Source organism: Chitinophaga vietnamensis, from assembly GCF_902167635.1.
In the GTDB taxonomy this organism is placed as follows: Bacteria; Bacteroidota; Bacteroidia; order Chitinophagales; family Chitinophagaceae; genus Chitinophaga; species Chitinophaga vietnamensis.
Genome location: NZ_CABHMS010000003.1, coordinates 20946 through 46617, shown reverse-complemented (window position 1 = coordinate 46617; position 25672 = coordinate 20946). Strand labels below are relative to the sequence as shown.

The 25672-nt window shown below is 50.8% G+C and carries 20 protein-coding genes and 1 riboswitch; of the genes, 6 read left to right on the top strand and 14 right to left on the bottom strand.

The window, feature by feature from the left end; all coding sequences use genetic code 11:
- The first annotated feature begins 17 nt into the window (after positions 1-17).
- The gene (locus FPG75_RS08325) at positions 18-1229 is read left to right on the top strand and encodes a dicarboxylate/amino acid:cation symporter (RefSeq protein ID WP_143306324.1); all 1212 of its coding nucleotides are present in this window, start codon (positions 18-20) and stop codon (positions 1227-1229) included.
- Here FPG75_RS08325 and FPG75_RS08320 read toward each other — a convergent pair.
- The 4 genes from FPG75_RS08320 to FPG75_RS08305 form a co-directional block, all read right to left on the bottom strand.
- Entirely contained in the window at positions 1186-2358 is a 1173-nt protein-coding gene (locus FPG75_RS08320) for a trans-sulfuration enzyme family protein (RefSeq protein WP_143306323.1), read from the bottom strand. The two genes, FPG75_RS08325 and FPG75_RS08320, sit on opposite strands and share 44 nt — an antisense overlap.
- Positions 2359-2534: 176 nt before the next feature.
- Positions 2535-2648: riboswitch (SAM riboswitch) on the bottom strand.
- Between the two features lie 82 nt (positions 2649-2730).
- On the bottom strand, positions 2731-3681 hold the full coding sequence (locus tag FPG75_RS08315; protein ID WP_143306322.1) for an NAD-dependent epimerase/dehydratase family protein: 951 nt from the start codon (positions 3679-3681) through the stop codon (positions 2731-2733).
- Between the two features lie 52 nt (positions 3682-3733).
- Positions 3734-5272 (bottom strand): alpha,alpha-trehalase TreF, encoded by a 1539-nt coding sequence (treF, locus tag FPG75_RS08310; protein WP_201747913.1) that lies wholly within the window; start codon positions 5270-5272, stop codon positions 3734-3736.
- 746 nt (positions 5273-6018) lie between these two features.
- Entirely contained in the window at positions 6019-7266 is a 1248-nt protein-coding gene (locus FPG75_RS08305) for a YdcF family protein (protein ID WP_143306320.1), read from the bottom strand.
- 352 nt (positions 7267-7618) lie between these two features.
- Here FPG75_RS08305 and FPG75_RS08300 point away from each other — a divergent pair, with 352 nt between their 5' ends.
- Together FPG75_RS08300 and FPG75_RS08295 are read left to right on the top strand one after the other, a co-directional pair.
- Positions 7619-9670 (top strand): hybrid sensor histidine kinase/response regulator, encoded by a 2052-nt coding sequence (locus tag FPG75_RS08300; protein ID WP_161596727.1) that lies wholly within the window; start codon positions 7619-7621, stop codon positions 9668-9670.
- A gap of 33 nt (positions 9671-9703) precedes the next feature.
- On the top strand, positions 9704-10402 hold the full coding sequence (locus FPG75_RS08295; protein ID WP_143306318.1) for a uracil-DNA glycosylase family protein: 699 nt from the start codon (positions 9704-9706) through the stop codon (positions 10400-10402).
- On the opposite strand, the gene FPG75_RS08290 is transcribed toward FPG75_RS08295, so the two are convergent.
- From FPG75_RS08290 to FPG75_RS08255, 8 genes are all read right to left on the bottom strand, one after another.
- A complete protein-coding gene (locus tag FPG75_RS08290; RefSeq protein ID WP_143306317.1) occupies positions 10387-10671 on the bottom strand; it encodes a DUF6881 domain-containing protein in 285 nt (94 codons plus the stop codon). The two genes, FPG75_RS08295 and FPG75_RS08290, sit on opposite strands and share 16 nt — an antisense overlap.
- Before the next feature lie 4 nt (positions 10672-10675).
- Positions 10676-10987 carry a hypothetical protein gene (locus tag FPG75_RS08285; protein ID WP_143306316.1) on the bottom strand — a complete coding sequence of 104 codons (312 nt, stop codon included), beginning with the start codon at positions 10985-10987 and terminating at the stop codon, positions 10676-10678.
- Between the two features lie 138 nt (positions 10988-11125).
- A complete protein-coding gene (locus tag FPG75_RS08280) occupies positions 11126-11938 on the bottom strand; it encodes an SDR family oxidoreductase (protein WP_143306315.1) in 813 nt (270 codons plus the stop codon).
- A 123-nt stretch (positions 11939-12061) separates the two neighbouring features.
- A complete protein-coding gene (gene cbiB / locus FPG75_RS08275) occupies positions 12062-13003 on the bottom strand; it encodes an adenosylcobinamide-phosphate synthase CbiB (RefSeq protein ID WP_236652747.1) in 942 nt (313 codons plus the stop codon).
- Positions 13004-13023: 20 nt separating this feature from the next.
- Positions 13024-14046 (bottom strand): pyridoxal phosphate-dependent aminotransferase, encoded by a 1023-nt coding sequence (locus tag FPG75_RS08270; RefSeq protein WP_143306313.1) that lies wholly within the window; start codon positions 14044-14046, stop codon positions 13024-13026.
- Positions 14047-14053: 7 nt separating this feature from the next.
- Positions 14054-15520 carry a cobyric acid synthase gene (locus tag FPG75_RS08265; RefSeq protein ID WP_143306312.1) on the bottom strand — a complete coding sequence of 489 codons (1467 nt, stop codon included), beginning with the start codon at positions 15518-15520 and terminating at the stop codon, positions 14054-14056.
- Positions 15521-15772: 252 nt separating this feature from the next.
- The gene (locus FPG75_RS08260; RefSeq protein WP_161596726.1) at positions 15773-18394 is read right to left on the bottom strand and encodes a M1 family metallopeptidase; all 2622 of its coding nucleotides are present in this window, start codon (positions 18392-18394) and stop codon (positions 15773-15775) included.
- Between the two features lie 60 nt (positions 18395-18454).
- Positions 18455-19033 (bottom strand): HdeD family acid-resistance protein, encoded by a 579-nt coding sequence (locus FPG75_RS08255; RefSeq protein WP_143306311.1) that lies wholly within the window; start codon positions 19031-19033, stop codon positions 18455-18457.
- A gap of 154 nt (positions 19034-19187) precedes the next feature.
- Between FPG75_RS08255 and FPG75_RS08250 the strand changes: the two genes are divergently transcribed.
- Positions 19188-20105: an acyl-CoA desaturase gene (locus tag FPG75_RS08250; RefSeq protein WP_143306310.1), complete on the top strand. Its 918-nt coding sequence runs from the start codon at positions 19188-19190 to the stop codon at positions 20103-20105.
- 123 nt (positions 20106-20228) lie between these two features.
- On the top strand, positions 20229-21221 hold the full coding sequence (gene mgrA, locus FPG75_RS08245; protein WP_143306309.1) for an L-glyceraldehyde 3-phosphate reductase: 993 nt from the start codon (positions 20229-20231) through the stop codon (positions 21219-21221).
- A gap of 176 nt (positions 21222-21397) precedes the next feature.
- Here the strand turns inward: mgrA and namA are convergent, their stop codons facing one another.
- The gene (namA, locus tag FPG75_RS08240; protein WP_143306308.1) at positions 21398-22465 is read right to left on the bottom strand and encodes an NADPH dehydrogenase NamA; all 1068 of its coding nucleotides are present in this window, start codon (positions 22463-22465) and stop codon (positions 21398-21400) included.
- Between the two features lie 374 nt (positions 22466-22839).
- On the opposite strand from namA, the gene FPG75_RS08235 reads away from it, so the two are divergent.
- Positions 22840-23799: a terpene synthase family protein gene (locus tag FPG75_RS08235; RefSeq protein ID WP_143306307.1), complete on the top strand. Its 960-nt coding sequence runs from the start codon at positions 22840-22842 to the stop codon at positions 23797-23799.
- A gap of 36 nt (positions 23800-23835) precedes the next feature.
- Here FPG75_RS08235 and FPG75_RS08230 read toward each other — a convergent pair whose 3' ends face one another.
- On the bottom strand, positions 23836-25551 hold the full coding sequence (locus FPG75_RS08230) for an ATP-binding response regulator (protein WP_143306306.1): 1716 nt from the start codon (positions 25549-25551) through the stop codon (positions 23836-23838).
- Positions 25552-25672 lie beyond the last annotated feature (121 nt).

Here is a 25672-nt window from a genome sequence, read left to right as displayed (position 1 = left end):
GAGGAAAAAATTTCCGTATGGGATTCATCAAAACGTATAGCAGCATGTTCTGGCTGCTGGGAGGTATTGTTGCCGGTAGCATTGCCGGTTTGGCGCTTGGTGCTAAAGTGGCTGTACTCAAGCCTTTCGGCGATCTGTTCATCAACCTGCTGCTCACGGCGGTGATCCCGCTGGTATTTTTCTGCATCGCTTCGGCCATCGCACAGATCGACAAAGGCAGCAAGCTGGGAAAGGTGCTGGGCATAATGTCGATCGTATTTCTCTCTACCATCCTGATCTCTGCTTTCTTCACCATCGTCACCATATGGATATTTCCGATACACCAACCAGTACAGTTATCGAAACCTGAAGAGATAGCACAGGCAGGCACCTGGGGCGATCAGCTGGTACGCTTGCTGACGGTCAGCGAGTTTTATGAATTGCTATCGCGCAAGAATATGTTGCCTTTCATCATCTTTTCGGTGATCACGGGCTTTGCGGCGCACCTGGCGGGAGAGAAAGGCGCCAGTTTCCGGAGCTTCCTGTTATCCGGCAACGAGGTGATGATACAATTGCTGGGCCTCATCATGAAAGCCGGGCCCATTGGGCTGGGCGCCTACTTTGCCTACCAGGTAGGCACCGTAGGGCCGCAGCTGTTCGGGACCTATGCCCATTCGCTGGGCATCTATTACGGCTTTGGGATTGTTTATTTTCTGGTTGGTTTCAGTTTTTACGCATTTGTTGCCGGTGGTTTCCCCGGCGTGAAGATCTTCTGGAAGCACAACATCATTCCTACGCTTACCGCGGTGGGCACGGGCAGCAGCATCGCCACCATCCCCGCCAATTTACAGGCGGTACAACGTATGGGCGTGCCCGTTGAAGTGGGCAGCGTAGTGGTGCCGCTGGGCGCTACCCTGCATAAAGATGGTTCCAGCATCTCCTCTATCATCAAAATGGCGGTGGTGTTTGCGATGTTCGGCAAGCATTTCGACAATCCCGTTACGATCCTGTCGGCCTTGGGCATGACGGTGATCGTAAGTATTGTGGAAGGCGGCGTGCCCAATGGCGGCTATATTGGCGAGATGCTGGTGATGAGCGTTTATGGCTTTCCGCCGGAAGCCTTGCCGCCACTGATGATCATCGGCACCCTGGTAGATCCGCTGGCCACCATCCTCAATGCCACCGGCGATAATGTTGCCGCTATGCTCACTGCACGTTTTCTGCATAAACAGGTTCCGGCAACTTCTTAAAGGCTTGCTCCAGATCGGCGAGCAGGTCGTCTACTTCTTCCAGTCCTACCGACAAACGGATCAGGCTATCACTCACGCCCGCTTCTCTCCTCTTCTCTGCTGGAATGGATTTGTGGGTCATCGCTGCGGGATGACAAAGCAGGCTTTTGATGCCGCCCAGGCTTTCTGCCAGTTTAAAATATTTTGTGCTGGTCACAAAAGCTGTGGCTGCCGCTTCGTTATCATCTTTTAAAGTAAAGGAGATGATACCGCCAAATCCTTTGCTCTGGCGCTTTGCCAGCTCATGCCCCGGGTGGGAAGGTAATCCGGGATAATACACTTTTGCTACAGCAGGATGCTGTTCAAGGTATTCGGCCAGTACTTGTGCATTGAAGCCATGTTGTTTCACGCGCAGGTGTAATGTTTCAATACCGCGTATCAACAGGAAACTGTCGAAGGGCGACAATACCGCACCACAGGCATTTTGATAGAATTTAATTTCCTGTCCCAGCTGTTCCGTTTTACTGATCACGACCCCTGCAATCAGATCGCTATGGCCGCCGAGATATTTGGTAGCGCTGTGTATTACGAGGTCGGCGCCGAGGCTCAGCGGCTTTTGCAGCACCGGCGATGCGAAAGTATTATCTACGCAGAACAGGATATTATGCGCCCGCGCAATGCGGCCGATCGCTTCGATATCGGATATCTTCAAAGTGGGATTGGTAGGCGTTTCCAGCCATATCAGCCGGGTGGCCGGCGTGATGGCGTTGAATACCGCTTGTGTATCGGAAGTATCTACATACGTTACGCGGATACCGAATTTTTCATATACTTTATTAAAGAGACGGAAAGCGCCGCCATAGATATCATCTACTGCTACAATTTCGTCGCCGGATTTCAGGAGTTTCAATACCGCGTCGATGGCGGCGAGGCCGCTGGAAAAGGCAGATGCCGCGGCGCCTCCTTCCAGTTGGGCTACTATTTTTTCCAATGCTTCGCGGGTAGGATTGTTGCTGCGGGCATAGTCGTAGCCTTTGTTTACGCCTGGCGCTTCCTGTACAAAAGTAGAAGTTTGATAGATGGGCACTGCAATAGCGCCGGTTTGCGGATCTACGGGAATGGAGTGGATCAGTTCAGTAATGGTACTCATCTTGCGTTGATTTTTAGTTTGATGAAAAATTGATTAAACAGTGTTCTTCAGCAAAGAAGCAAATCAAGAAGATGGGGGAAGATGGGAGAGTTTTGGGATTTACGGATTTTTTGATTTACGATTTACGGATTTAAAATCTGAAAATCCATAAATCAAAAAATCCGCAAATATTTTCTGACTTATCTTCCCTCAGCAGTGGCTGAGGATGGATGCAGCACCTTTCACCGCTTGCGCGGTAATGGTTGCTAAGGTATCATCGGGCCATGTCCCTCCTCCTTTCTTGATAAGCTATTGTAAGAACTGGTGCAAAGATATAACAGAAATCCAATCCACCAAATTATTTTCCTACAAAATTAGTAGAGTAATAGAGATTTATTGCTTTGCCGCTGCCAGCGTGGCTTTCACGCCTTCTTCGTAGGAAGTTGGTTTGAAATTGAAGTGTTTTTCAAACTTTGTAGAGTTGAAGATATATGGATAGTTGTTCTGATAAAGCATCTCGCCGAGTTCTTTGATGGTGCCATCAAAAAGGCCGGAGAGGCCGATCATGAATTTACCCAGTTTCATGTATTTGGGTTTTACGCCCATTTGTGTGGCGATGATATGCATATAACCTTTGCCATCCGGCGCAGGGTTGCTGGTAGGCAGGTGCCATACCTGGTTCCAGGTGCTGTCGTCCTGTGAGAGCAGGTACAGGCCTTTGCCGGCATCGGGCGTATAGGTGTAGCTGTGGGTCATATCATCACGACCGAGCCACATGGCTGTGCTTTTCTTTTTGAATTTGTCGATGATCAGGAGGTTGAGGAAACCTGTTTTGTCGGCGTTGGGGCCGTAGAAATCCGCTGCCCTGGCGATGGTGGCGGTGATGTTACCGGCTTTTACTTCGTCCATCAGTTGTGTGGCGATGCGGGCGCGGATCTCTCCTTTCTTCGATGAGGGGCGATAGGGCGTAGTTTCCAGCATGGGGCCGTCTACTAACCCATACGAATACACGTTGTCGAAGAAGATGAGTTTGGCGCCGGCGGCTTTACACGCATTGATGACGTTGGTCATGATAGCTGGCCAGGCGGTAGCCCATAGTTTGCGGTCGTATTTCAGGCCGGCGCAGAGGAATACGATGGAAGACCCTTTAACGGCCTGCATGGTTTGTTCTGCGTTGGTGATATCGGCCGGGAAAAGCTCATCGATGCCTGCAAATGCTTTAGGAGAGCGGCTAACGAGCCTTACACGTTTGCCATTTTTTACCAGCTCGGTGGCCAGTTCATTGGCGATCACGCCTCCTGCGCCCAGGATCGTGTACAAGGGTTGCATAGATTGGTCTGACATAGAAGATTAGTATGAACAGTTGGTGAAAGTTATCGCAAGATAACGATAATCTTCATTGCTTAGTCAGGTGCAATAATTTTAACAGTACGCCGTTGGTCCAGCCGAAACCATCTTGCAGCGGGTATTCGCCGCCACCGGCATCGAGGTGCATATCCCTGATATTATATTTTTCCATGAGCTTACCGGTTTTATTGAAGACGGCCGTATTAAGATCGATCCAGCGCTGCGCGATGGTATCGGCAAGCGATACCTGGCCATAGTTGCGGAGGCCGAGGATGGTCATGGCTTCCAGCGGCGCCCATCCGTTAGGATCGTCCCACTGCTGATGATTGCTTACCAGGGTAGTATGTACGCCTCCCGGCGCCAACATGCGTTGACGGATATACGCCGTTACCCTCGCGGCTTTGTCGTCATCGCTCATCTCAAAGAAAAGCGGGAAACAACCAGCGATCGTAACAGCCCTTGTCTGACGCTGCTGCCGCCAGTTATAATCATGGTACCATCCTGCTTTGTTATTCCAGCAATAGCGCACCACGGCGGCTTTGCGGCGGCTGGCCCGCTGCCGGAACACGGTAGCAGAATCCTGCATGCCGGCCTGATCATAGGCACGCGAGAGATTCATCTCCAGCTGGTATAACAATCCATTCAGATCTACCGGAATGATATCAGTGGTTTTGATGGTCGATAATTGCATGGGATCACTGAACCAGCGGCTGCTGAAATCCCAGCCGGATTCCGCTGCCGCCCGGATGTTGCGGTAAAACTGTGCCGCCGGCTGCTTCGATGTTTTGGCTGCAGCCACATCTTCCCGGTAAGATTCTTCACGTGGCAGATCGCTGTTATCCCAGTAGCGGTTGAGCACTTCGCCATGCGGCAGCTTTACCACGCGCAGCACCGCCTGGCGCTTCCCCAGCTGCGATGCGCCTTTCATCCAGAAGGCATATTCTTCCAGCATAGCAGTTTTGTAATGCAGCAGGAGGCTGTCGCCCAGCAGCCTCACCATCATCGAAAAGAAAGGCGGCTGTGAGCGCGTGAGAAAATAAGTACGGTTGCCATTAGGAATGAAACCATAGGTATGTATCAGCCAGGCGAAATTGTTGATCATGCTGCGTATCAGGTCCGTATGGCCACTCTCCTTCAGCCCCAGCATCGTGAAGTAAGAATCCCAATAGTACACTTCGCGGAAACGCCCGCCAGGCACAATATAGGGCTCCGGCAAAGGAATCAGCGACGGACTGGCAGAAGGCTCCGGATCACGGCGCAGCACTGTCCATAAAGTATCAATATGACTACGAACACCAGCCGCAATATTACTATGATAATCCACCGCATGTGATGCCGGCAGCTCGAAATGTGCGTCGGCAAAGGCTTTCAGGTTAAAGCCCGGTTTATCTTTTTCCATCTTCCAATCCTGCATGATCCGCTCCGGGCTTTCCTTCGGGATCATATCCGGAAATGTTTTCCCGTCAGGATAGATATGCGCCATCTGCACCGCTTCAAACAGCCCAGGGTAAAGAGTTCTGGGGGTTTTCACCTGTGCATGAATACTAACGGTAACGCCTATAGCGAGGATTAGTAGTATGTGTTTCATCAGTGGAATTTTCTTGTTTAAATATACATCAACAATATGTGTATCGCCCCATGAGGTTAGATGTTATGTGGATCGCATTGGGGCGCCCGGGTTTCATCCGGAATGCCCGGAATGCCCGGGATACCCGTATACCCGTATACCCGTATACCCGTATACCCGTATACCCGGGCTGACGCCCGGGCCTACCGAGCTATCGCCCCTACGGGGCTAATATTATGCGGAATGCCCACAATACCCGCAATACCCGGGTTTCACCCGGGCCTACCGGGCTATCGCCCCTACGGGGCTGATGTTATGCGGAATGCCCACAATGCCCGCAATACCCGGGGTTCACCCGGGCCTACCGGGCTATCGCCCCTACGGGGCTGATGTTATGCGGAATGCCCGCAATACCCGCATACCCGGGGTTCACCCGGGCCTACCGGGCTATCGCCCCTACGGGGCTGATTGAAGGGTAGATCGCCCCGGAGGGGCGTAATATTGGTAGCCGGTAGAAACCCGCTAATATTCGCTCCGTAGGAGCGATAGCCCGGTAGAAAACGTATATCCGCTTACGTCAGCCCCGTAGGGGCGATAGCTCGGTAGGCCCGGGCGTCAGCCCGGGTATGCGCGTATTCCGGGTATACGGGTATTGCGGATATTCCGATATTCCCGACATTCTGGATATTCCCGATATTTCGATATTCCGATATTTTCAATATTCCCGATATTCCCAATATTCCGGTGTACCAATACCCCCCATTGCATCACGGGTCCAGCGGATCGCGCGCATCCGCAAACAAGGAGCGGATATCCGGCACAAACGAGAGCACGTTATCTTCCTCCTTTGCTATCTCCTTCATGGGGAGGTAATCCAGTTCGGCGGTGCAGCGTTTGTCGAATATGGGCGATGCCACGTAAGTCAGGTGCATGGCGTCGGATACGCAGAGCATGCGTTTGTCCATTGGCAGGCCGCTGCGGAAAGCGATACGGACGGCATTGCGGATATTGGTGGTGGTGTGGCGTGCGTAGGGTTCTACGATCACGGCGTCGGCGGGTACGTGGAGCACGTTCACGAGGTATTTCTTCATCTCCACGCCCTCAGAAAACGGGGTGCCGAAAGGATGCACATGGCCGCCCGATACGATAATGAACGGCGCCTCGCCCTTGCGGTACCGGGCTACGCCGTAGGCGCAGCGCTGTTTGCCGGCATCGCTGATATTATCGCCATTGCCGGGGCCGGCGCCCAATATGAGGATGGCGCTGTATCGCTGCTGTGTCCAGTCAATACTTTTAATTTTCGTATAGGCATCCTTGTTAGTGACAGATAAAGGTTCATAGCGGGCGGCTTCATCATGACGGTTAAGGAGCAGGAGCGCGATGGCCGCATCCAGCGAGGGCTGGAAGAAGAGCGACGCGCGCTTGTTGCGCCTATAGGCTTTTTTTAACAGCTCCTGCACAGATTGCGCATAGGCCGGCGATCTGACATAAAAAGCGGCCGAATCGATATTAGGATAGCGGAAACCTTTGTTGGTGGTATATGCCTTGAGGATATAGTTTACGCCATGGGCCGCATCCTGCCAGGCCCGGGTAAGCAGCAGTGTATCGCTATCGCCTTCATACAGCTGGAACAGGCCACTGCTGCGCATCGCCTGCATGAGCGGCGCCAGCTGTTGTTGTTGCTCCAGGACGGCCGGGAGACTTTTGCCTACTTCAGCGATCGCTTCATCTGAAAACATCAGTGGCGCTACTGCGGCATCTGCCGTGCTACTAACGTTGACGGACAAACGCTGGCGGTATTCATCTGCCAGCTTCCGCAAAGCAGGCGCTTTGGCCACTGCCGCCGCCACGCCGGGCATCTGCTCCAATAAGGTGAACAGATAAAAGTTCCTGTCCTGCACCACGCTGGCGCTGTGAAGAAAATTGTAATGAGGGTCAGGATAAGATAGTTGCGCTTGCACTGACAGCCCCATCATCAATAAAATGATGAGCAGGCATTTTTTCAGAAAGTACATAGTGATGATTTACGTCCTGGAAAAATAAGCCGTTTTTATCAGAACCTCTGCAAGCGTTTTTTCCTTCGTCGATTAAAAATATATTACCGAAATTAAAAATACATTAATAGTATTCATACATATCTTACTTATTCACAAAACACTGCACATAAATCCATCTAACCTTCTGTAAATCATACTCTTCCAATTAAAATTGCTTATTTTTACGCAGCCACTGAAAAGGGTAACCATGTAGCCAATATTCCAATTTTAGATCACGATGTACAATAATCTTGAGAGAAAAACTTTTTTGCGCTTTGCTATTTTGGTTTTAATGGTGGTAACGCTGGTTTCTTTTTTCCTGATTATTTTTTTGAGGAAAAGGGCTTCCGAGCAATTAGGCACGTCAGTAAAAGATTTTGTTACTGTAAAAACAGATGCCAGCCATATCGACGATGCGATTCAGTTACTTTACCAGGCGGATAATAATTTCCGTTTTTACACGCTTACGTACGACAGGCACTACCTGAACCAATATATCGACGAGTTGAGACGTGTGCGTGCACACCTCGATACGGCTTTGCAATCCGCCTCCACAGAGCAGGCCACCGAGCGCATGCTGGCGGACAAAGCCCAGAAAATGGAACTGTTCCTCAACAGCAAACGCTACGTGGATTCCCTTTTGTCGCTCACGCAATCGATGCGCGATGATCATATACCCCTCCCCTTGCAGCAATTGCAACAAACGGTGGTAAAGCCGCCACAGAAGGCCGATACGATCGTCACCATCGCTACCATCACCACTAAAAAAAGTAAGAAGAAACTCTTCGGGCGCATTCGTGACGCGCTGGCAAATAAGCCCGCCAGCAAGCAAACCAGCCGCCAGGTACAAGTGGTGAAACACAGCCCCGACACGGTGAGCAAGGCTTTCAGCCAATCTCAATTACAACATATCCGCGATACTTATAACCAGTTTCTGAAAGAAGCAGGCAGCAGTCATGCTAACCTGAACCGCAAGGAATATGAATTGGTGATGTCGAACGAGCGCTTGTTCAGTCACCTCAAAACGCAGCTCTCCTCTATGCGGCAGCAGCTGGAAGCCGCTACCGACCGGCGCCGGCGGCAACTGAGCGGCGATATCGGCCGTTCTTTGATAGCGATCGATCAGCATAGTATCTGGGAGATTCCCCTGATATTACTGCTGGCGGGCATCATCATCTACGCTATCATGCGCCTGTACCGCTATGAGCTGGACTTGCTGCGCGCCAAGCAACAGGCAGAAAGGCAGGCCAGGCAGAAAGAAGAATTTGCCGCCACGCTGAGCCATGAGCTGCGCACGCCGGTACATTCCCTGCTGGGCTATTCACGGCAGTTAGAACAGCATCCGGAATCGGAAGAAACGTTATCGGCTATACGCCATTCTGCCGAAACATTGCTATCTGTCGTTAATAACGTACTGGACTATACGAAGATAGACGCCAACAAGCTCGTATTAAAACAGGAGAAATTCTCTCCCCGCACCGCCATAGAAGAGGTTTGCAGCGTATTGATGGTACAGGCAGAGATGAAGTCGCTGGATATGACCGTCAATATTTACTTCCCCACATCTTTGCAGGTATCCGGCGATGCTTTCCGCCTGAAACAGGTATTGACAAACCTCGTGGCCAACGCGATCAAATACACCGATAAAGGCGGCATCACTGTTACGGCAGGCACGCGGGCAACCGACGACCAACACACCCTGCTGCATGTAACCGTTACCGATACCGGCATCGGCATTCATAACAAAGACCTGCCCAAGCTCTTCGACGCCTTCACGCAAGCGGAAGAACAAGGGCATGAAACGCCCAAAGGCAGCGGGCTAGGACTGCATATCGCTAAAAAGATCATCGACCTGCACGACGGCAAGATACAAGTGAAAAGCGTGCACGGCCAGGGCTCATCTTTCTACTTCGAGATCAGGTATCCTGCCGTGATACAACAGCCTGCCACCAAGATCGTTGTACCCGTAAACATGCCCGCAGCCAGCAACATCAAAACCATTCCTGCCGGCATGCGCCTGCTGGTAGTGGAAGATAATGCCCTGAACCAGCAACTCCTGTCGCTCATGCTCAACCGGCTACAGGTGCAGTTCCGTATAGCCGCCAGCGGAGAAGAAGCCTGGGAGATCTACCAGCAGGAAGACTTTGACATGATCCTCTCGGATATAGAGCTGCCAGGCATTGATGGTATTACGCTGGTTACCCGCATCCGACAGATGAGCGACCGCAAAAAAGCCGGTATCGTGATCATCGCCACCACCGGTAATGCATTCGATGAAGAGATCGCGCTATATCTCCGCTCCGGCTTCAATGATTGTGTGATCAAACCTTACCGCGAAGAGGACATACTGGAGAAGATCAGCGCCCATGGCCTGCTCGTTTAATTACGTTATATTGCCGGTCAAAATATTTCAACCTTGACACTGGCAGATCATATCATACAATTCAACCGTGGCCTGCATTTCGAAGGCAAACTGCCCACAGGCATCCGTGTGATGAACCCCTTCCGTGAACGCGATGAGATCATGGATATCATGACGCGCTTCTACAAAAAATATTATCATGACCCGCATACCCGGCAGATCATATTGGGCATCAATCCGGGCAGGCTCGGTTCCGGCGCTACCGGCGTGCCTTTCACCGATACCAAACGCATGGAAGAACAATGCGGCATCACCATCAAAGGATTTAAAACGCATGAACCTTCTTCCGTTTTTATCTACGACATGATCAATGCCTATGGCGGGCCGCTGAAGTTCTATCAGCATTTCTATATCTCTTCTGTTTGTCCGCTCGGATTTACGGCCATACAGGCCGGCGGCAAAGAGATCAACTACAATTATTACGACAGTGCCGCACTCACCAAAGCGACGCTGCCTTTCATTATCCACAGCATGCGCCAGCAACTGGAATGGCCCATCGACCGCGATGTTTGCTACATCATGGGCAATGGCAAGAATTATAATTTTTTCCGTGAGCTGAACAAAAAAGAAGGCTTCTTCAAAGCTGTGGTACCCTTGGAGCATCCGCGTTTTGTGATGCAGTACCGTTCCAGAACGAAAGCTGAATATATTGATAAATATCTGGCCGCATTTGCGGCTCATGCCAGGAAATAGTAGTATTCATTCCAGATCATTTCAAATTCTTCCCTTGAAATATGTTCAGGGATTACCTGGTCATCGCTGTTGATTTCTTCCATCATGGGCATAACATGATCACTGAGGCAGGTGCCTCCAAAATTGAACTGGCTGTTGGCGATGCCGAAGCTGCCGTCGGGATAGATCTCTATTTTGCGGCTTTCGAAGCGTTGCGCATCGATTTCGCTGTAAAGTAGCACAGGCTCATCGTCGAACTGATGAAGCCAGGATACTTTGAAATATTCCATATGATCAGATCTTTTCCAGTTTACATTCCCAGATACCTTCGTTCCTGGGCGCTGCTGGCGCGGGTTTGTCGTTCACCACACCAGTGATCTTGTAGGTGCTGCCTTCCTGCATGATGCGTTCGCCGATCTGCGGCAGGCCTTCGTCTTTGAACTGTACAAGGGCCATGATGCCATAGGATTTATAGCTGTTGAATTTCAAAATATCGGCGGATCTGATGATAACAGGGATGGCGGTTTTCTTCCTGAAGCTGGTTCTGTACATGAGAATGGTCAGGAAAAGAAATACGGCACAGGCGGATAATAAAAACAGGTACACAGTTTTTCTTGTTTAGATATTGTTTAGTATATAGGATAGCATGTGATGATGACCATTACATCTCCTGGTTGATATTGGCAAAGGTGATTACAATATATATAATCCCTTATATATCTCCAAGAAAAATTTTTGTACCGGTCAAAAGAATTTCAGGGGGTCGTCATACAAGAATTTGTACTCCAGTATTTTCTTCAGTTTCACATTGGTAACGATCTTGTAGCTCTCTTCATCGCCCAGGGGTTTGCGGCGGGGCTTTGGCAGTCCCCTGGCTTCTGCGGCGGCCTGCAAATAGTAATAGCGGAGCGGATGACCGCTGGCGCAGGCATTGAAGATCTCCCCCCAAACATCTTTCTCTATCACGCGCTCGATGATGCCGATGCAATCATCGCGGTGGATAACGTTCACGGGTACATACTGCGGGAGCTTGTTACGGCTTTTTTCAACCGGTATCCGGTCGTAGCCACTGAGGCCACCAAAACGCAGCACGGTAGTTTTAATGCCGCGCATTCCGCACAGCAGCTTTTCCGCTGCCAGCAAAGCCTCGCCATTAGCGGATTCCGGCGGATCGGCACATTCCTCTGTAACGCGGTCGTTGATGTTGGGATATACAGATGTAGAACTGACGAAGATAACTTTTTTGATACGGGCGCTGCGGATCTGCGTACATAGCAGGCGGGTTTCTGCTATGTAGGCCTCAGCGCCACGCTGGATACGCGGCGGTACATTAACGATCAATATATCTGCCTGCCAGAATGCAGCAGGCGCCTCCAACTGCTCTTCATTCATTACTACCTGCATGGCTTTGATGCCCAGGTGTGCCAGTTCTTTTACCCCTTCTTCTGTGGTCCGTGAACCGGTGATATCATATCCTTTCGCCTGCAAGTGCAAGGCCAGCGGTTTTCCCAGCCAGCCGCACCCGAGGATGCTGATGCTAATCCCTTTTTTCTCCATGACAATAATTTACTATACTCCATAAAGCAGATACATCATGCGTCTCACACAGAGACCATGAAGGATCATTAGTAAAAACCGGAATGCTATATGGAAATCAATGGCAGCCGCTATCACATGCCATCACAACGAAGATAAAAAATATTTACTGATTTCATCAAATCGAAATTTGAATATCATACTGATCACGATCATGCAAATGATCATCAGTAAAGTAACCCCGTGATTGATGCACACCGCCTTGCGAAAGTCTTTATGGTGGAGGGTTCTATCGTTTTCACCAATATACGGCTTCACCACCAGCACACCATGATACGTGTTAGGTCCGCCGAAACGGGTATTCAGGATACCTGCCATTGCCGCTTCCGGATACCCGGCATTAGGGCTGGCATGCGCGCGGCCATAACGCCGTATAAAGCGCCAGGCACGGGCATTACCGCTCACGATCACCATCAGTATCGCGGTGAGCCTTGCCGGAATAAAATTGGCCACATCATCGAGACGAGCAGCCGCCCGCCCGAAATAGCAGTATGGATCGCGCTTGTAGCCGATCATAGAATCGAGCGTATTGATCATTTTATACAGCATCATGGCTGGCAGTCCGCCCGCCGCATAAAAGCACAAGGGCGCTATCACGCCATCACTGAGGTTTTCCGACATCGACTCCATTACCGCGATGCGTACCTGTTGCGCCGACAGCTGCGAAGTATCGCGCCCTACGATCCAGGAAAGGCGCTGGCGGCCCGCTTCAAGACCCTGCGTATGCAGCGTATCAAATACTTCCCGCCCTTCCTGCAACAGGCTTTTGTTGGCCAGCGCAAAGAATACGAACAGGCTGGTGAAGGCATACCAGGCCAGAGGCCAGCGTTCCAGGCATCTCCCTATCCACCAGAAAATAAAAAAAGTACCTGCGCATAATAACAGTGTGAGCAAAGCGCCCTTGAATAAACGCCCTCCTCCCCTGTTGAGCCAGCGTGTGCCCGTGCTGATAAGACGGCCAAACAACTTTACAGGATGTGGCCACCCGCGCGGATCTCCGAGCAAGAGATCTGCTGCGTAACCCAAAAGTAAGGGTAAGATAAATGCTAAATATGCGTCCATTTGCGCAGGGCAGTGATGAGCAATTGATTATCGTTTGCATTACGGCAAGCTACCCTGCAATGCCCTTGCTCCAAACCATAAAAATTGGAAGCATCGCGGATCAACAGGCCGTAATGCTCTACCAGCCAGGCTTTCAGCTCGGCGGCAGTGCCGGTAAGCGTTTCAAACAAAAAAAAGTGCGTGCGACTGGGATATACTTTCAACTCCGGAAACTGTTTAAGCGCATTACGCAGGTGAAAAGTATCGGCCAGCAAGCTTTCCAGCGGGATATCAAATCCATGCGGATGTGTGAGGATGTATTCGCCCGCTTCCTGTGCGAGACTGTTCACCGACCAGGGCATGCGAAAGGCGCTCACCCGCTCCAGCAGGTGTTTCTGGCCGGCGAGATAACCGAGGCGAAGACCGGGGATGCAGCAGGTTTTAGTCATGGAACGCAGCACCAGTACGTTGGGCATGCGGTGCAGATGCGGCAGCATGCTGGCGGCATCCAGCGTAAATGGCATATAGGCTTCATCGATCACGAAAATGGTGTGACGGTTGGTTTGTATGAGTTGTTGCAGGTCTTTATCTTCCATCACATCACCTGTAGAATTGTTAGGATTGCAAACAAAAACAAGATCAGTACTGAAAGTAAGCGCCGGGCTTAGTTTTTCCCACAGGAGGTATTGCAGTTGATGCCGGTGGATGCGGCAGGCGTCGGCATATTCCGCGAAGGTGGGCGCCACAATGGTGGTGGTAGCGCCGCTGAAAGCCTGCGCAATGAGATAGATGGCTTCGGTGCCGCCATTGGTAACCATCACGGTACCAGGCGACAGTCGCAGCTGTTCTTCCAGCATCGATTGCAGTTTGCTGGCGCCCGCATCCGGATAATGGCTGATGCCGCCAAGCTTCGCCTGCAGATGCGCCTGCAAGCCGGGCGGCAGTCCGCCATGCCATACATTAGAGCTAAAATCCGCCACTATGGGGCGTTTGAAGAGATAGCCATCATCGCCATGACCTCGTATCATAATACACTCAATTTTCCAGTTCCTTATAAACAGCGGAGATATCCAGATGTTCACGGATATGCGCCGCGAGTTTGTCGTATTGTTGTTCCTTGAAATTGCGGTAATCAAAATCCCTGGCGCTGGCGCCGCAGTGCGCCAGCAGATCGTTCACCACGGCGGCATTGTCGAGGATGCCATGCAGGTAAGTGCCCCAGCAGCGTTCGTTCAGCAGGAAACCCTCGGGCTGGCCGTCATCGAGGATATTCAAGGGCGATGGCTGCGCACTAACGGTATCGCCCATATGAATTTCATAGCCTTCACAAACTGTAGCGCTATCGCGGTAGCGGAAGCGGCGCTGCCGCGTTACTTTTTCCGTTGCCAGCACCGTACTTACCGGCAGGATGCCGAGCCCGGGCAAACTGCCGGCAGGGCCTTCCACGCCATGCGGATCAGCGATGTGCATTCCCATCATCTGGTAGCCGCCGCAAATACCGATCACCATCCTGTTTCGTTTATGCGCCTCCGTTATAGCGGCAGCCACACCGTTATTCCGGATCGACACCAGATCGGCCAGGGTGTTTTTGCTGCCGGGCAGGATCACGATATCGGCGGCTAAAATATCCGCCGGGCTATCCGTAAAAAAGATATTTACACGCGGGTCTTTTTCCAGCGCATTAAAATCTGTAAAATTAGAGAGATGACGAAGCAGCACTACCGCCACATTCACCTTATGCGACACCGGTTTGCGCTGTTTCATTTCCAGCGCTACGGCATCTTCTTCCTCAATATGAATATCACGGAAATAAGGCAGCACACCTGTTACCGGCACGCCAGTGAGAGCTTCCAGCTGCCAGCGACCCTCATTGAAGAGGCGGATATCGCCGCGGAACTTGTTGATGATAATCCCTTTGATGAGCGCTTTCTCTTCTGGTGGCAACAAGGCGAGCGTACCATATACGCTGCCGAAGACGCCTCCCCGGTCGATGTCCGCAATGAGGTATACGGCAGCCTGCGCATGCAGCGCCATGCGCATATTGGTAATATCGCGCGGGCGCAGGTTTATTTCCGAGATACTGCCTGCGCCTTCCATCACTACAGGATTGCAGCGTGCCGCGAGCCGGTCGAAGGCCATAGTCACCTCATTAAAAAGTTGCTGACGATCGTTGGCCATAAAATATTCCCAGGCCGACTGATTCCCTGCCGGCCGGCCATGCAGCACTAGCTGTGCAGTAGTGTCATTAGTGGGTTTCAGCAGTACCGGGTTCATATCCGTATGACAGGGTATTCCTGCCGCTTCGGCCTGTACGGCTTGCGCACGGCCAATCTCGAAGCCATCCGGCGTGGCATAACTATTCAGCGACATATTCTGCGCCTTGAAAGGCGCCGGATGAAAACCATCCTGCCTGAAAATGCGGCAAAAGCCCGCCGTAATCACACTCTTGCCTACATCTGAGGCCGTACCTGCGAACATAATGGGCCGGAGTTGTTTGCGCATGGTTTGTTTTCCGCGAAGGTAGTCTTTGCTCAGGATTATATGATTAAAAGGATTTGCAGAATTTTTTTACAGGATTAATAAAGATTAAAAAAAGATTGATGAGAAGATTAACGAGGTTCCAGCCCTTGAAGCGCTTTGAGCGCTTCAAGGGCTACCATCGCTAATATCTTCCCGTCAATCTTTTTTTAATCTTTATTAATCCTGTAAAAAAATCCTGCAAATCCTTTTAATCATATAATCATGAGCCCCCTGCTACTTGAACAAGTCATCCCCCAATCCCGTGTTAGCTTCGGCCTTCGTGAGTTTCAGGCCGGTATCGTAGCCGCCGACATTGGTGCGTTGGGTGTAGGGAAATAGCACGCCACCAATCGCACGGTAGTCGGAGAAGTCGGTGGTAGTGTTATTACTGTTATTGCCTTCCTGGCCGGCGAGGGTAACGGAACGCAGGCGCAGACCGGTTTTGGTATCATAGTAGTTTTTCATGAGGAGACCGTCGGACGTGCCGATAGACACTACGTAAGCGTCAGTGCCATTGATATCTTCCGTGGTGGGCGCCAGTTCCAGCTTGGTGCTGGACGGAGCTTTCAGGAAACGCCATTCCGGGAAGGGCAATATGCGTTCTCTGAACATGGCCTTGTCTGTAGCTGGCAGCTGTTGCTGTTTGCCATTATTCATCATGGTAATATCGTTACCATTCACCACCATGCGCATCACGGTTTGGTTGATGATCGGTACAAATACTTCCTGGGTCAGTTTGTCGGGCGCTTTGTAGCGCTGTTTGATCTCTATCTGTGTGCCCTGTGCATCGCCTTCGTAGGAAATTGAATAGTCTTTCAGGCTGTTGAGCTTCTCTTCACCGCCAATGGCTTTGATATAATTTTTCAGTATATCCGTTGCCGTTACACCAGCAGGAACCGGTTTTCCGCTCTCGCTTTTCCAGGTGTTGTTGGCGGGGTTTATATCGGGAAAATCGCCGTTGGGATCGATCACTACGCTGATTAACCTGGAGGTAGAATGATACGGGAATGACCAGGTGCTGCCGCGTTGCCATATTTCAACCGGCAGGCGCAGGGTATCTGTTTTACCATTCTCTTCTTTGATGGCGACCACTACTGGCATGGGCAGCTGTTCCAGGTTCTGGATGGTGATCATGGCGCCGTTGGCAGGATTATCTTTTACATATTTCACACCTTTCACGGCCTGGTCGAGCTTCCAGCTGTAGAGGAACCAGCCGCGCCAGAACCAGCTGAGGTCTTCGCCGGCGGCATTTTCTATCGTGCGGAAGAAGTCTTGCGGCGTTGGATGTTTGAAAGCCCAGCGTTTCACATATTCACGGAAGGCGTAATCAAATCTTTCCGGACCGAGGATCTGGTCACGCAGGAGATTGAGTCCCATGGCCGGTTTGAAGTAAGCGGCCACGCCATTGTATCCGAGATTGACCACATCCGGCGTGTTCATGATCGCTTCGGCATAACTGCCAAACATCATGGGCGCCATGCGCTGATTATGTTGCGGTTGTGCAAATTCGCCTTTGTTGAATACTTTACTGTCAATGCCGTTGATGAAGGTGTTGAAGCCCTCATCCATCCAGGCGAACTTACGTTCGTTGGAGCCTACGATCATCGGGAACCAGTTATGGCCGAACTCGTGATTGGTAACGCCCCAGAGGCCGCCCTGGGTGGAGCGCCAGGAGCAGAATACGATACCGGGATATTCCATCCCGCCTACCAAACCGGCAACGTTGGTAGCTACCGGATAGGTATAGCCGAACCATTCTTTGGAATACAGTTCTATACATCCTTTTACAAATTCTGTGGATCGTCCCCATGCTTTAGGGCCGGCACTTTCAGCGGGGTATACAGATTGTGCGAGCGTTTTTTTGCCATTGGGCAGATTGATCCTTGCGGCATCCCAGATGAATGCTTTGGAGGCGGCCCAGGCCACGTCGCGCGAATTTTTGCAGACGAAGTGCCAGGTGCGGTTGCCGCCGGCTTTGTCGCTGAAATCAGTGGTATCGCGGATCATCACCGTCTGGTCGCTGTTGCGGGCTTTGGCAAGGCGGGCCGCTTCTGTGGCGGTGAGCGCCTGTGCTTCGTTGGCGAGTTCGCCGGAGCCCACTACCAGCATGTTGGCCGGTGCAGTGATGGTGTAATCGAAGTTACCATATTCGAGATAGAACTCCGATGCGCCGAGATAAGGAATGTTGTTCCATCCCAGCACATCATCGTATACCGCCATGCGGGGATACCACTGCGCAATTTCGTAAATCCATCCATTGCGTGTTTTCATGCGGCTGGTACGGTCGGTACCGTATTCGGGGATCGTGTAAGCGTATTCAATTTTCAGTTGCAGGGAGCCGCCGGCTTTGAGTGCGTCGCTGAGGCGTACCTGCATACGGGTATCGTTGACGAGATAATCGGCAGCGGATGATTTGCCATTGTTCACTATGCTCACCGACTTGAGTTCAAAGCCCTGCGTAAAGGCACGGTTGGCGAAGCGGTCGCCGGTAGAGGCCACAGTGGCCGTACCGCGGGAATCTTCCCGGAACACGTTCTGGTCGAGCTGCAGCCAGAGGAAGGGCAACTGTTGCGGGCTGTTGTTCTTGTAGCTGATGATAACGGTACCGCTGATACGATGTTGTGCCGTATCCAGCGAAACGTTGATGTGGTAATCGGCCGCATTTTGCCAATACTTCGGGCCAGGGGCGCCATCAGCCGCCCGGTATTCATTACCATTGGTGGTGTAGAACAAGGGCGCAAAGGCCTCATGTTGGTCATACTTCGACACAGGCTGCGACTGCGACTGTGCCTGCCCTTGTTGCAGGAAAGCGGCCAGCAGCAAGGATGCCAGCGGATAGATCTTGTTGAATTTCATGTGGGATGAGATATAAATTCAGATTTGGTAGTACCTAAATATACAAAGCATCCCGAGATTTTATCCTACCAGATTTTTAAATTCCTTTTTAAAATGGCGCAGGCGGAAGGCAAAAACGATGCTGAACAAACCGGTGATAAAAAAGGACGCTGCCACCAAACCCAGGATGGTAGCCACTCCCAGGGCGGGGTTATCGAGGATCACTACAGCGGCCATGATGAGTGCAATGCCGCCTAAGAGCAGCCAACCCCAGTTGGGAATTTTTTCCATGCTCAGTTGTATAGAGAAGACGATCAGGCTGATACCTTTGAACATGAACCAGAAACCGAGGAAGAGCGGGATCACGGCCATACTCACGGCGGGATAGATCATCATGATGAAGCCGATCACCACATCGATGATGCCGGATGCCAGCGACCATCCCCATCCATACATCGCTTTGCGGTTACCGGCGGCAAAAAATATTTCGAAGAGGCCTGTCACAAAAAGGGTAACGCTGAAGAATATACTCAGCAATACATAACTGCTGAAAGGATTGCGGAATACGATGATGCCGGCCAGGAGGAAGATGATACCGTTGAGCAAATAGAGCCACCAATATTTTACATTACTGCGAATGGTAGAGATGAGTTGTGACATAATTAAATTTTTAATGTTAAAATGGTTGACTGTCCGTACTTCCTAACATCTCATAGAGAGAAAAAGTTCAGTTCAAACCAATGAAAAGCCCTTACCTTTGCAAGGAATGATTTTAATCATAGCTTAAACAAAAAGTGGAAACTATCTTTGTGAAATGAATAAGGCGATAAAGCAACAGCGAGGCACACCCAACTGGTGGCATCAAGTGGATTTCCTGGGCATACATCTGGTGCCCTTACTGGCATTTTTCACAGGCACGACAGCATTCGACTGGATCCTGTGTGGGGCGCTCTATGTAGTGCGCATGTTTTTCGTAACTGCCGGCTATCACCGGTATTTCTCGCATCGTGCTTTTAAAACGTCGCGCTTCTTTCAGTTCATCCTGGCGGGCGGCGCCCAGAGCAGCTTACAGAAAGGCGCACTGTGGTGGTCTGCCAATCACCGCATCCACCACAAACACAGCGATACGCCTGAAGATCCGCATTCTGCTAACGTGTACGGCTTCTGGTACGCGCATATCGGCTGGATCATGGGCCCTGAATACAAGCCTACCCGCTACGATCTGATCAAAGACCACAAGCATCCCGAATTGTTCTGGCTCAATAAATACCACATGGTACCTGCGCTGGTACTGATGGTAGCTTGTTATTTCGTAGGTAACAAAGTAAATGGCGCCGGTTGGTTCGACTGGACTGCCGGGCTTTCTACCGTATTCATCGGCTTCTTCCTCAGCACCATCTTCCTGTATCATGGTACCTTCACCATCAACTCCCTGATGCACAAGATCGGCAAGCAGCGTTATGAAACCGGCGATCAATCACGTAACAGCATCTGGCTCGCCCTCATCACACTCGGTGAAGGCTGGCACAACAACCATCACTACTATCAGAGCGCTGCACGCCAGGGCTTCTACTGGTGGGAAGTTGATATCACCTATTATGTGATCAAAGCACTGGGCTTCCTCGGTATTGTATGGGAGATCAGACCTGTTCCTGCGAAAGTGAAAGACAGTAACAAGATCAAGAACAGGATCGAGAATATGAATGGGAAAGATATGCGCGCGTCCGCATAAAGAATTACGAAATACGAATTAAGAATGACGGCCCGCCGTGCAGATTGCATGGCGGGCCGTCATTCTTAATTCGTATTTCGTAATTCTTTTTACTATTTTGTCCGCCTGAAAAAACACAACATTATGCAATACACACCGGCCACCAACAGATATGACAGTATGTTATACAACCGTTGCGGCAGGAGCGGCATACAGCTGCCCGCCGTTTCTTTAGGTCTATGGCACAACTTCGGTTCCATCGATAATTTCGAGAATGGCCGCAACATTGTACGTCGCGCCTTCGACAAAGGCATCACCCACTTCGATCTGGCCAACAACTATGGCCCGGTGCCAGGCAGCGCTGAAGAGAACTTCGGCCGCATCCTGAAAAAAGATTTTACCGGTCACCTGCGCGATGAGCTGATCATCTCCTCCAAAGCCGGTTACCTCATGTGGCCTGGTCCCTATGGCGACAAAGGCTCCCGTAAATACCTGATCTCAAGTCTGGACCAGAGCCTGCAACGCATGGGACTGGACTATGTAGATATCTTTTATTCTCACCGTCCTGACCCGGAAACGCCTATCGAAGAAACCATGGGTGCGCTGCACAGCATCGTGCAGCAAGGAAAGGCGCTCTACGTGGGCCTCTCCAACTACAACGCCGAACAAACAAAAGTAGCGATAGAGGTATTGAAGTCGCTCGGCACGCCCTGCCTGATCCATCAGCCTAAATACAGCATGTTTGAAAGATGGGTAGAAGGCGGTCTGCTGGATGTGCTTGAGGCCAATGGCGTAGGTTGCATTCCCTTCTCTCCGCTCGCACAGGGCCTGCTCACCGACCGTTACCTCAACGGCATCCCGGAAGATTCCCGCGCGGCCAAGCCCAGCGGCTTCCTGCAGGAAAACGAGATCACGCCTGCCAAAATCGAAAAGGTAAAAAAACTCAACGCCATCGCACAGCGCCGTGGCCAATCCCTCGCACAGATGGCCCTCGCCTGGATACTCAAAGACAAACGCATCACCACCGTCCTCATTGGCGCCAGCTCCGTAGCACAGCTGGACAACAACCTCGCCGCCCTGCAGAACGTGCAGTTCGCAAAAGAAGAACTGCGGGAGATAGAGGAGATATTAGCGTAGTTTGTCTTTGCTCAGGATTATACTGATTGAAAGGATTACCAGGATTTTTTCATACAGGATTAAAAAGGATTCGCGAAGATCATGTCGATTTGATCTTCGCGAATCCTTTTTAATCTTTATTAATCCTGATAAAAAAATCCTGGTAATCCTTTCAATCATATAATCCTGAGCCAAGACTACCTTCGCTTGGCGCGCTCGTACTGCACGGGCCATTGGATGTCGGTTTGCAGTTCGTGGGCGGCACGGAGGGGGAAGTAGGGGTCGCGGAGGAGTTCGCGGGCCATCAGTACCAGGTCGGCGCGGTGGGAGGTGATGATGGAGTTGGCTTCTGCTGCGGTGGTGATGAGGCCTACGGCGCCGGTGAGGATGCCGGTTTCCTGGCGGATCTTTTCGGCGAAAGGGGTTTGGTAAAGGGGGCCTACCGGTATCTTTTGATGTGCAGCGAGGCCGCCGGAGGAGCAGTCCAGCAGATCGACGCCTTTGTTTTTCACGATGCCCGCTAATTGGATGGACTCTTCCAATGTCCAGCCGCCATCAGCCCAGTCGGTAGCGGAGATGCGCATCAGCAGCGGCTTTCCGGCAGGCCATACCGTACGAATGGCTGCCGCTATGGCTACCGCCAGGCGTATCCTGTTCTCAAAAGAGCCGCCATATTCATCAGTACGGTGGTTGCTGAGCGGCGAGAGGAAATTATGTATCAGGTAACCATGTGCGGCATGTATCTCGATGACGTCGAAGCCGGCTTTATCGGCGCGTATGGCCGCCGCCCTGAAATCATCTATCACTTTACGTATACCCGTTTCTGTTAGGGCTGCGGGCATAGGGTATACCTCATTGAAAGGGATGGCGCTGGGAGCTACGACCTGCCATCCGCCGGCAGACACCGGCACTTCGCGATGCCCTTCCCAGGGGCGGTAGGTGCTGGCCTTACGGCCTGCATGCGCCAGCTGGATACCCGGCGCCGCGCCCTGCGCCTTGATAAAGGCCGTAATACGCTGTAACATCGGCAGGTGCTCGTCTTTCCAGATGCCAAGATCTTGCGGCGAAATACGCCCCTCCGGCGATACCGCAGCCGCTTCCGTCAATACCAGTCCCGCCCCTCCTACTGCACGACTGCCCAGATGCACCAGGTGCCAGTCGTTCGCAAAGCCGTCTTCCGAAGAATACTCGCACATCGGCGATACCGCAATGCGGTTCCGGAGCGTGATATCCCGCAGCCGCAAAGGGGAAAATAAATGCGCCATAAGTATGTTTGTTTTAGGTGTATTTAAAATTAAGCGTTTGTTTAAAATTATGAAACGACAAACCAACCGCAATGGTCATTAACGTTCATGTACGTACGAAACCTCAGTGAAAGGCCATCTCAAAAGAAGAGATGGCTTTTTTTCTTCCATCTTCTCCTGTTTATAACAATTTTTTTTCTGAATATCTTTAGTATGCAGAAATCCAGCCAGCTTACAAAACATAATCTATACCTGATGCTATTTATGTCATGTGAACGATGGTAAGACCATATTCCCACACTGCTGTCGGGCGTCGTGCAACGCCTGCTGTCAGGGCTTTACAGCTTATTAATCGTTACAAATAGCAATTGTCATCACACTTAAAAACACAGAAAATGCAAACACTCACCTACCGGGACATCTATTGTCCTTTCCCGGATGCAATCAGTCCTTACGCAGACAATCTCGAGACGCAAATCAGAAAATGGCTCCAGCAGGAATATGGATACCTGCCGGAAAAGATCAGGCGCAAATATGAGCATACCGGCGTTGGGTATGTAGGCGCGCGGCTATTCCCCAATACCAGCTACGACGGCCTGCTTTCCATATGCCGCTTTTCACTGTGGGCCTTCATTAACGACGATGCATACGAAAGATGTACTGCTGACCAGTTGGAGATGATCAGATTACAGGTGATATCCGCCTTGCAAGGCAGGCCTGTTGCCTCAGATACAGGCATCGCCAATAATCTGCAATTACCCGTTTTACGCAAAGAGCTGTTGAAACTCGCCTCACCATCCTGGCTAAGGCGCTTCACACACAGCATCGACAGCTATTTCAAAGGGATGTTGCTGGAGATACCCTATCGCAATATGCAGCAATACCCCCGGTTGGAGAAGTATAAACTGATCCGCGAAATAGCGGCCTGTGTGTATCCGCTGGTGGACCTGATAGAACTGGAAACCGGCACCGTGCTACCAGACGATATCGCCCTGCACCCCATCATCCGGCGGCTGGCGCAGCTGACATGCCGCATCATGGCATGGGCCAATGACTTCTATTCTGCTCCACTGGAAGACGGGCATGATGTGCTCAACCTGGTACTCATCATCCGGCACGAAAACAATTGCACACTGGATGAAGCATACAGTAAAGCCATCACGATCCATAACCAGGATATACAGGAGTTCATTGTATTGCGTACGGCACTACCGGATTTTAAAGAATGGAATACAACGGTCAACAAATTCATCGAGAACCTGACACTGATGATCACCGGGCATCTTCAGTGGCTTGAATTAAATACTGCCAGGTATAAAAAAGGTGGGCATCCAGGGGCTGATTTCAACAACTAGATCACAGAGGCTGCGCTTGTGGGCAGGTGCAGCCTCTTAAAAATATTTATCGAGCACGGAGTGCAGCTGCCTGAACTCTACAGGTTTGGTGATATAATCGTTGGCGCCCGCTAACATCACTTCATCGATGGATTCTTTGAAAGCATCGCCGGAAACGGCCACCACTGGTATATTCTGTAGCACGGCAGATTCCCGTATCGCTTTGAGCGTGTCCAGGCCGCTCAGTACCGGCATATGCGTATCGAGGAAGATAATATCCGGTTTTTCCTTTAATGCTTTCTCCAGGCCCTCAGCGCCATCATTCGCCAGTGAGATGCTGCAATGCAGCTCTTTCAGAAACTTGCTAAGCACCAGCTGGCTCATAGGATTGTCTTCAATCACCAGTATATGCACATCCCTGTAATCCCTTGCGGCCGGGACAAGATGTGGCAGTGGCGTTACTTTCTGCTTGTTACCCACTTCCAGCGGGAGCAGGAGCGAAAATACAGAACCATTTCTCCCGCTCTCCTCCAGCGACAATTCTCCCTGTAATAATTCCGCAAAACGCTTGGCAATGGATAATCCCAGCCCGGTGCTTTCAAAGAAATCCACCTTCTTGAAAACAAACGGATCAAATATTTTGTGCCTCATTTCAGCGCTGATACCGGTTCCCTGGTCTTTTATTTTGAGGCGCCAGGTATTCGCCTCCCGCAATACGCGGACGCTGATCGTACTTTTTTGCGGAGTGAACTTGATGGCGTTAGACAAAAGGTTATTGACGATCTGGTTGAGCTTTACGGCGTCAGTCACAATAATGGCGGGCATATCGGGCGCTACCTCCAGCGTGATGGCTACAGCTTTACGTTTGGCGTTATAGGTATGTGTATTGATAATATCCTGTAGCCATTCCGCGAGGTTGATATGCTCCTTGCTGATTTCGTCATACTTCCCTTTCTGTATCTTGGCCAGGTCGAGAATATTATTGATGATCCCCCTTACACTGTAGCTGGCGGCATACAAATGCTCCGCCAAGGGCATAATGGCTTGCACTTCTACCTGGCCCTTTTCTTTTGCTTTCTCCAGTTGCATCATCAGCAGCTGGCTGATGCCAAAAATGGCATCCAATGGGGAACGTATCTCATGCGAAGTTTCTTGCAGGAAGAGCGTTTTATATACATTGGCTGTTTCCAGGTCTTTCGTTTTATCCGTTTGCTTGGCGTAATGCACGATCACCACCAGGTTCAGAAAAAAGATAACGCCTACCGCTAACCAGCGGATCAAATACTGGTTCTCGATGGAAAAATCCAGCGGGGTAAATACCTGATGGTAAAAATTGTACTCAAATATATACACGCACACGATGGCGATCGTGATGGTGAATACCCTGATCTTCAGATCTCTGAAAATAAGGAGAGATGCACTTACCAGACATAACATGAGCAATTCTAATGCGGAAGCGGCAATTCCGCCGAAGATCAGTCCGAAATATAATGCAGACAGATTTTGTATAATCAACATGACCAGGCTGGCTTCCCTGTGCAGTCTCCGGCTGTTCAGATAGATCACGAACATGAAGCTGATGCCTTCAATAAGAGCCGGATATAAAATAAGTATTTGTCTGGTGATGACGGCCAGTAAGGGACCGAGCGTCAATGCGAAAAAACCGGTAAAGAAACTCAGGGTATTAACTAGAACGATCCTCTTTTTATCTTCGTCATTCACCTGGGCTGCACCTGTTTCGCGTATACTTTTAAATACAGCGTTTACATTCATTACTGATTGAATTTACAATCATCGGTTATTTATTCAAGAGGGAGGACTGCCAATAGCTTATTTTCCATAGATGTAACTGTAACAGTGTAAAGGTTGGTGTATTCTTCCCGTATGCAATATA

Coding starts and splice junctions, on each gene's coding strand:
- FPG75_RS08315 (WP_143306322.1), bottom strand. CDS start 3,681: ATGTCAGACCAATCTATGCAACCCTTGTACACGATCCTGGGCGCAGGA.
- FPG75_RS08255 (WP_143306311.1), bottom strand. CDS start 19,033: ATGTCACAACTCATCTCTACCATTCGCAGTAATGTAAAATATTGGTGG.
- namA (WP_143306308.1), bottom strand. CDS start 22,465: ATGGCGCATTTATTTTCCCCTTTGCGGCTGCGGGATATCACGCTCCGG.
- FPG75_RS08230 (WP_143306306.1), bottom strand. CDS start 25,551: ATGAATGTAAACGCTGTATTTAAAAGTATACGCGAAACAGGTGCAGCC.
- treF (WP_201747913.1), bottom strand. CDS start 5,272: ATGAAACACATACTACTAATCCTCGCTATAGGCGTTACCGTTAGTATT.
- FPG75_RS08250 (WP_143306310.1), top strand. CDS start 19,188: ATGAATAAGGCGATAAAGCAACAGCGAGGCACACCCAACTGGTGGCAT.
- mgrA (WP_143306309.1), top strand. CDS start 20,229: ATGCAATACACACCGGCCACCAACAGATATGACAGTATGTTATACAAC.
- FPG75_RS08305 (WP_143306320.1), bottom strand. CDS start 7,266: ATGTACTTTCTGAAAAAATGCCTGCTCATCATTTTATTGATGATGGGG.
- FPG75_RS08260 (WP_161596726.1), bottom strand. CDS start 18,394: ATGAAATTCAACAAGATCTATCCGCTGGCATCCTTGCTGCTGGCCGCT.
- FPG75_RS08280 (WP_143306315.1), bottom strand. CDS start 11,938: ATGGAGAAAAAAGGGATTAGCATCAGCATCCTCGGGTGCGGCTGGCTG.
- FPG75_RS08270 (WP_143306313.1), bottom strand. CDS start 14,046: ATGATACGAGGTCATGGCGATGATGGCTATCTCTTCAAACGCCCCATA.
- FPG75_RS08325 (WP_143306324.1), top strand. CDS start 18: ATGGGATTCATCAAAACGTATAGCAGCATGTTCTGGCTGCTGGGAGGT.
- FPG75_RS08320 (WP_143306323.1), bottom strand. CDS start 2,358: ATGAGTACCATTACTGAACTGATCCACTCCATTCCCGTAGATCCGCAA.
- FPG75_RS08290 (WP_143306317.1), bottom strand. CDS start 10,671: ATGGAATATTTCAAAGTATCCTGGCTTCATCAGTTCGACGATGAGCCT.
- FPG75_RS08265 (WP_143306312.1), bottom strand. CDS start 15,520: ATGCGCAAACAACTCCGGCCCATTATGTTCGCAGGTACGGCCTCAGAT.
- FPG75_RS08235 (WP_143306307.1), top strand. CDS start 22,840: ATGCAAACACTCACCTACCGGGACATCTATTGTCCTTTCCCGGATGCA.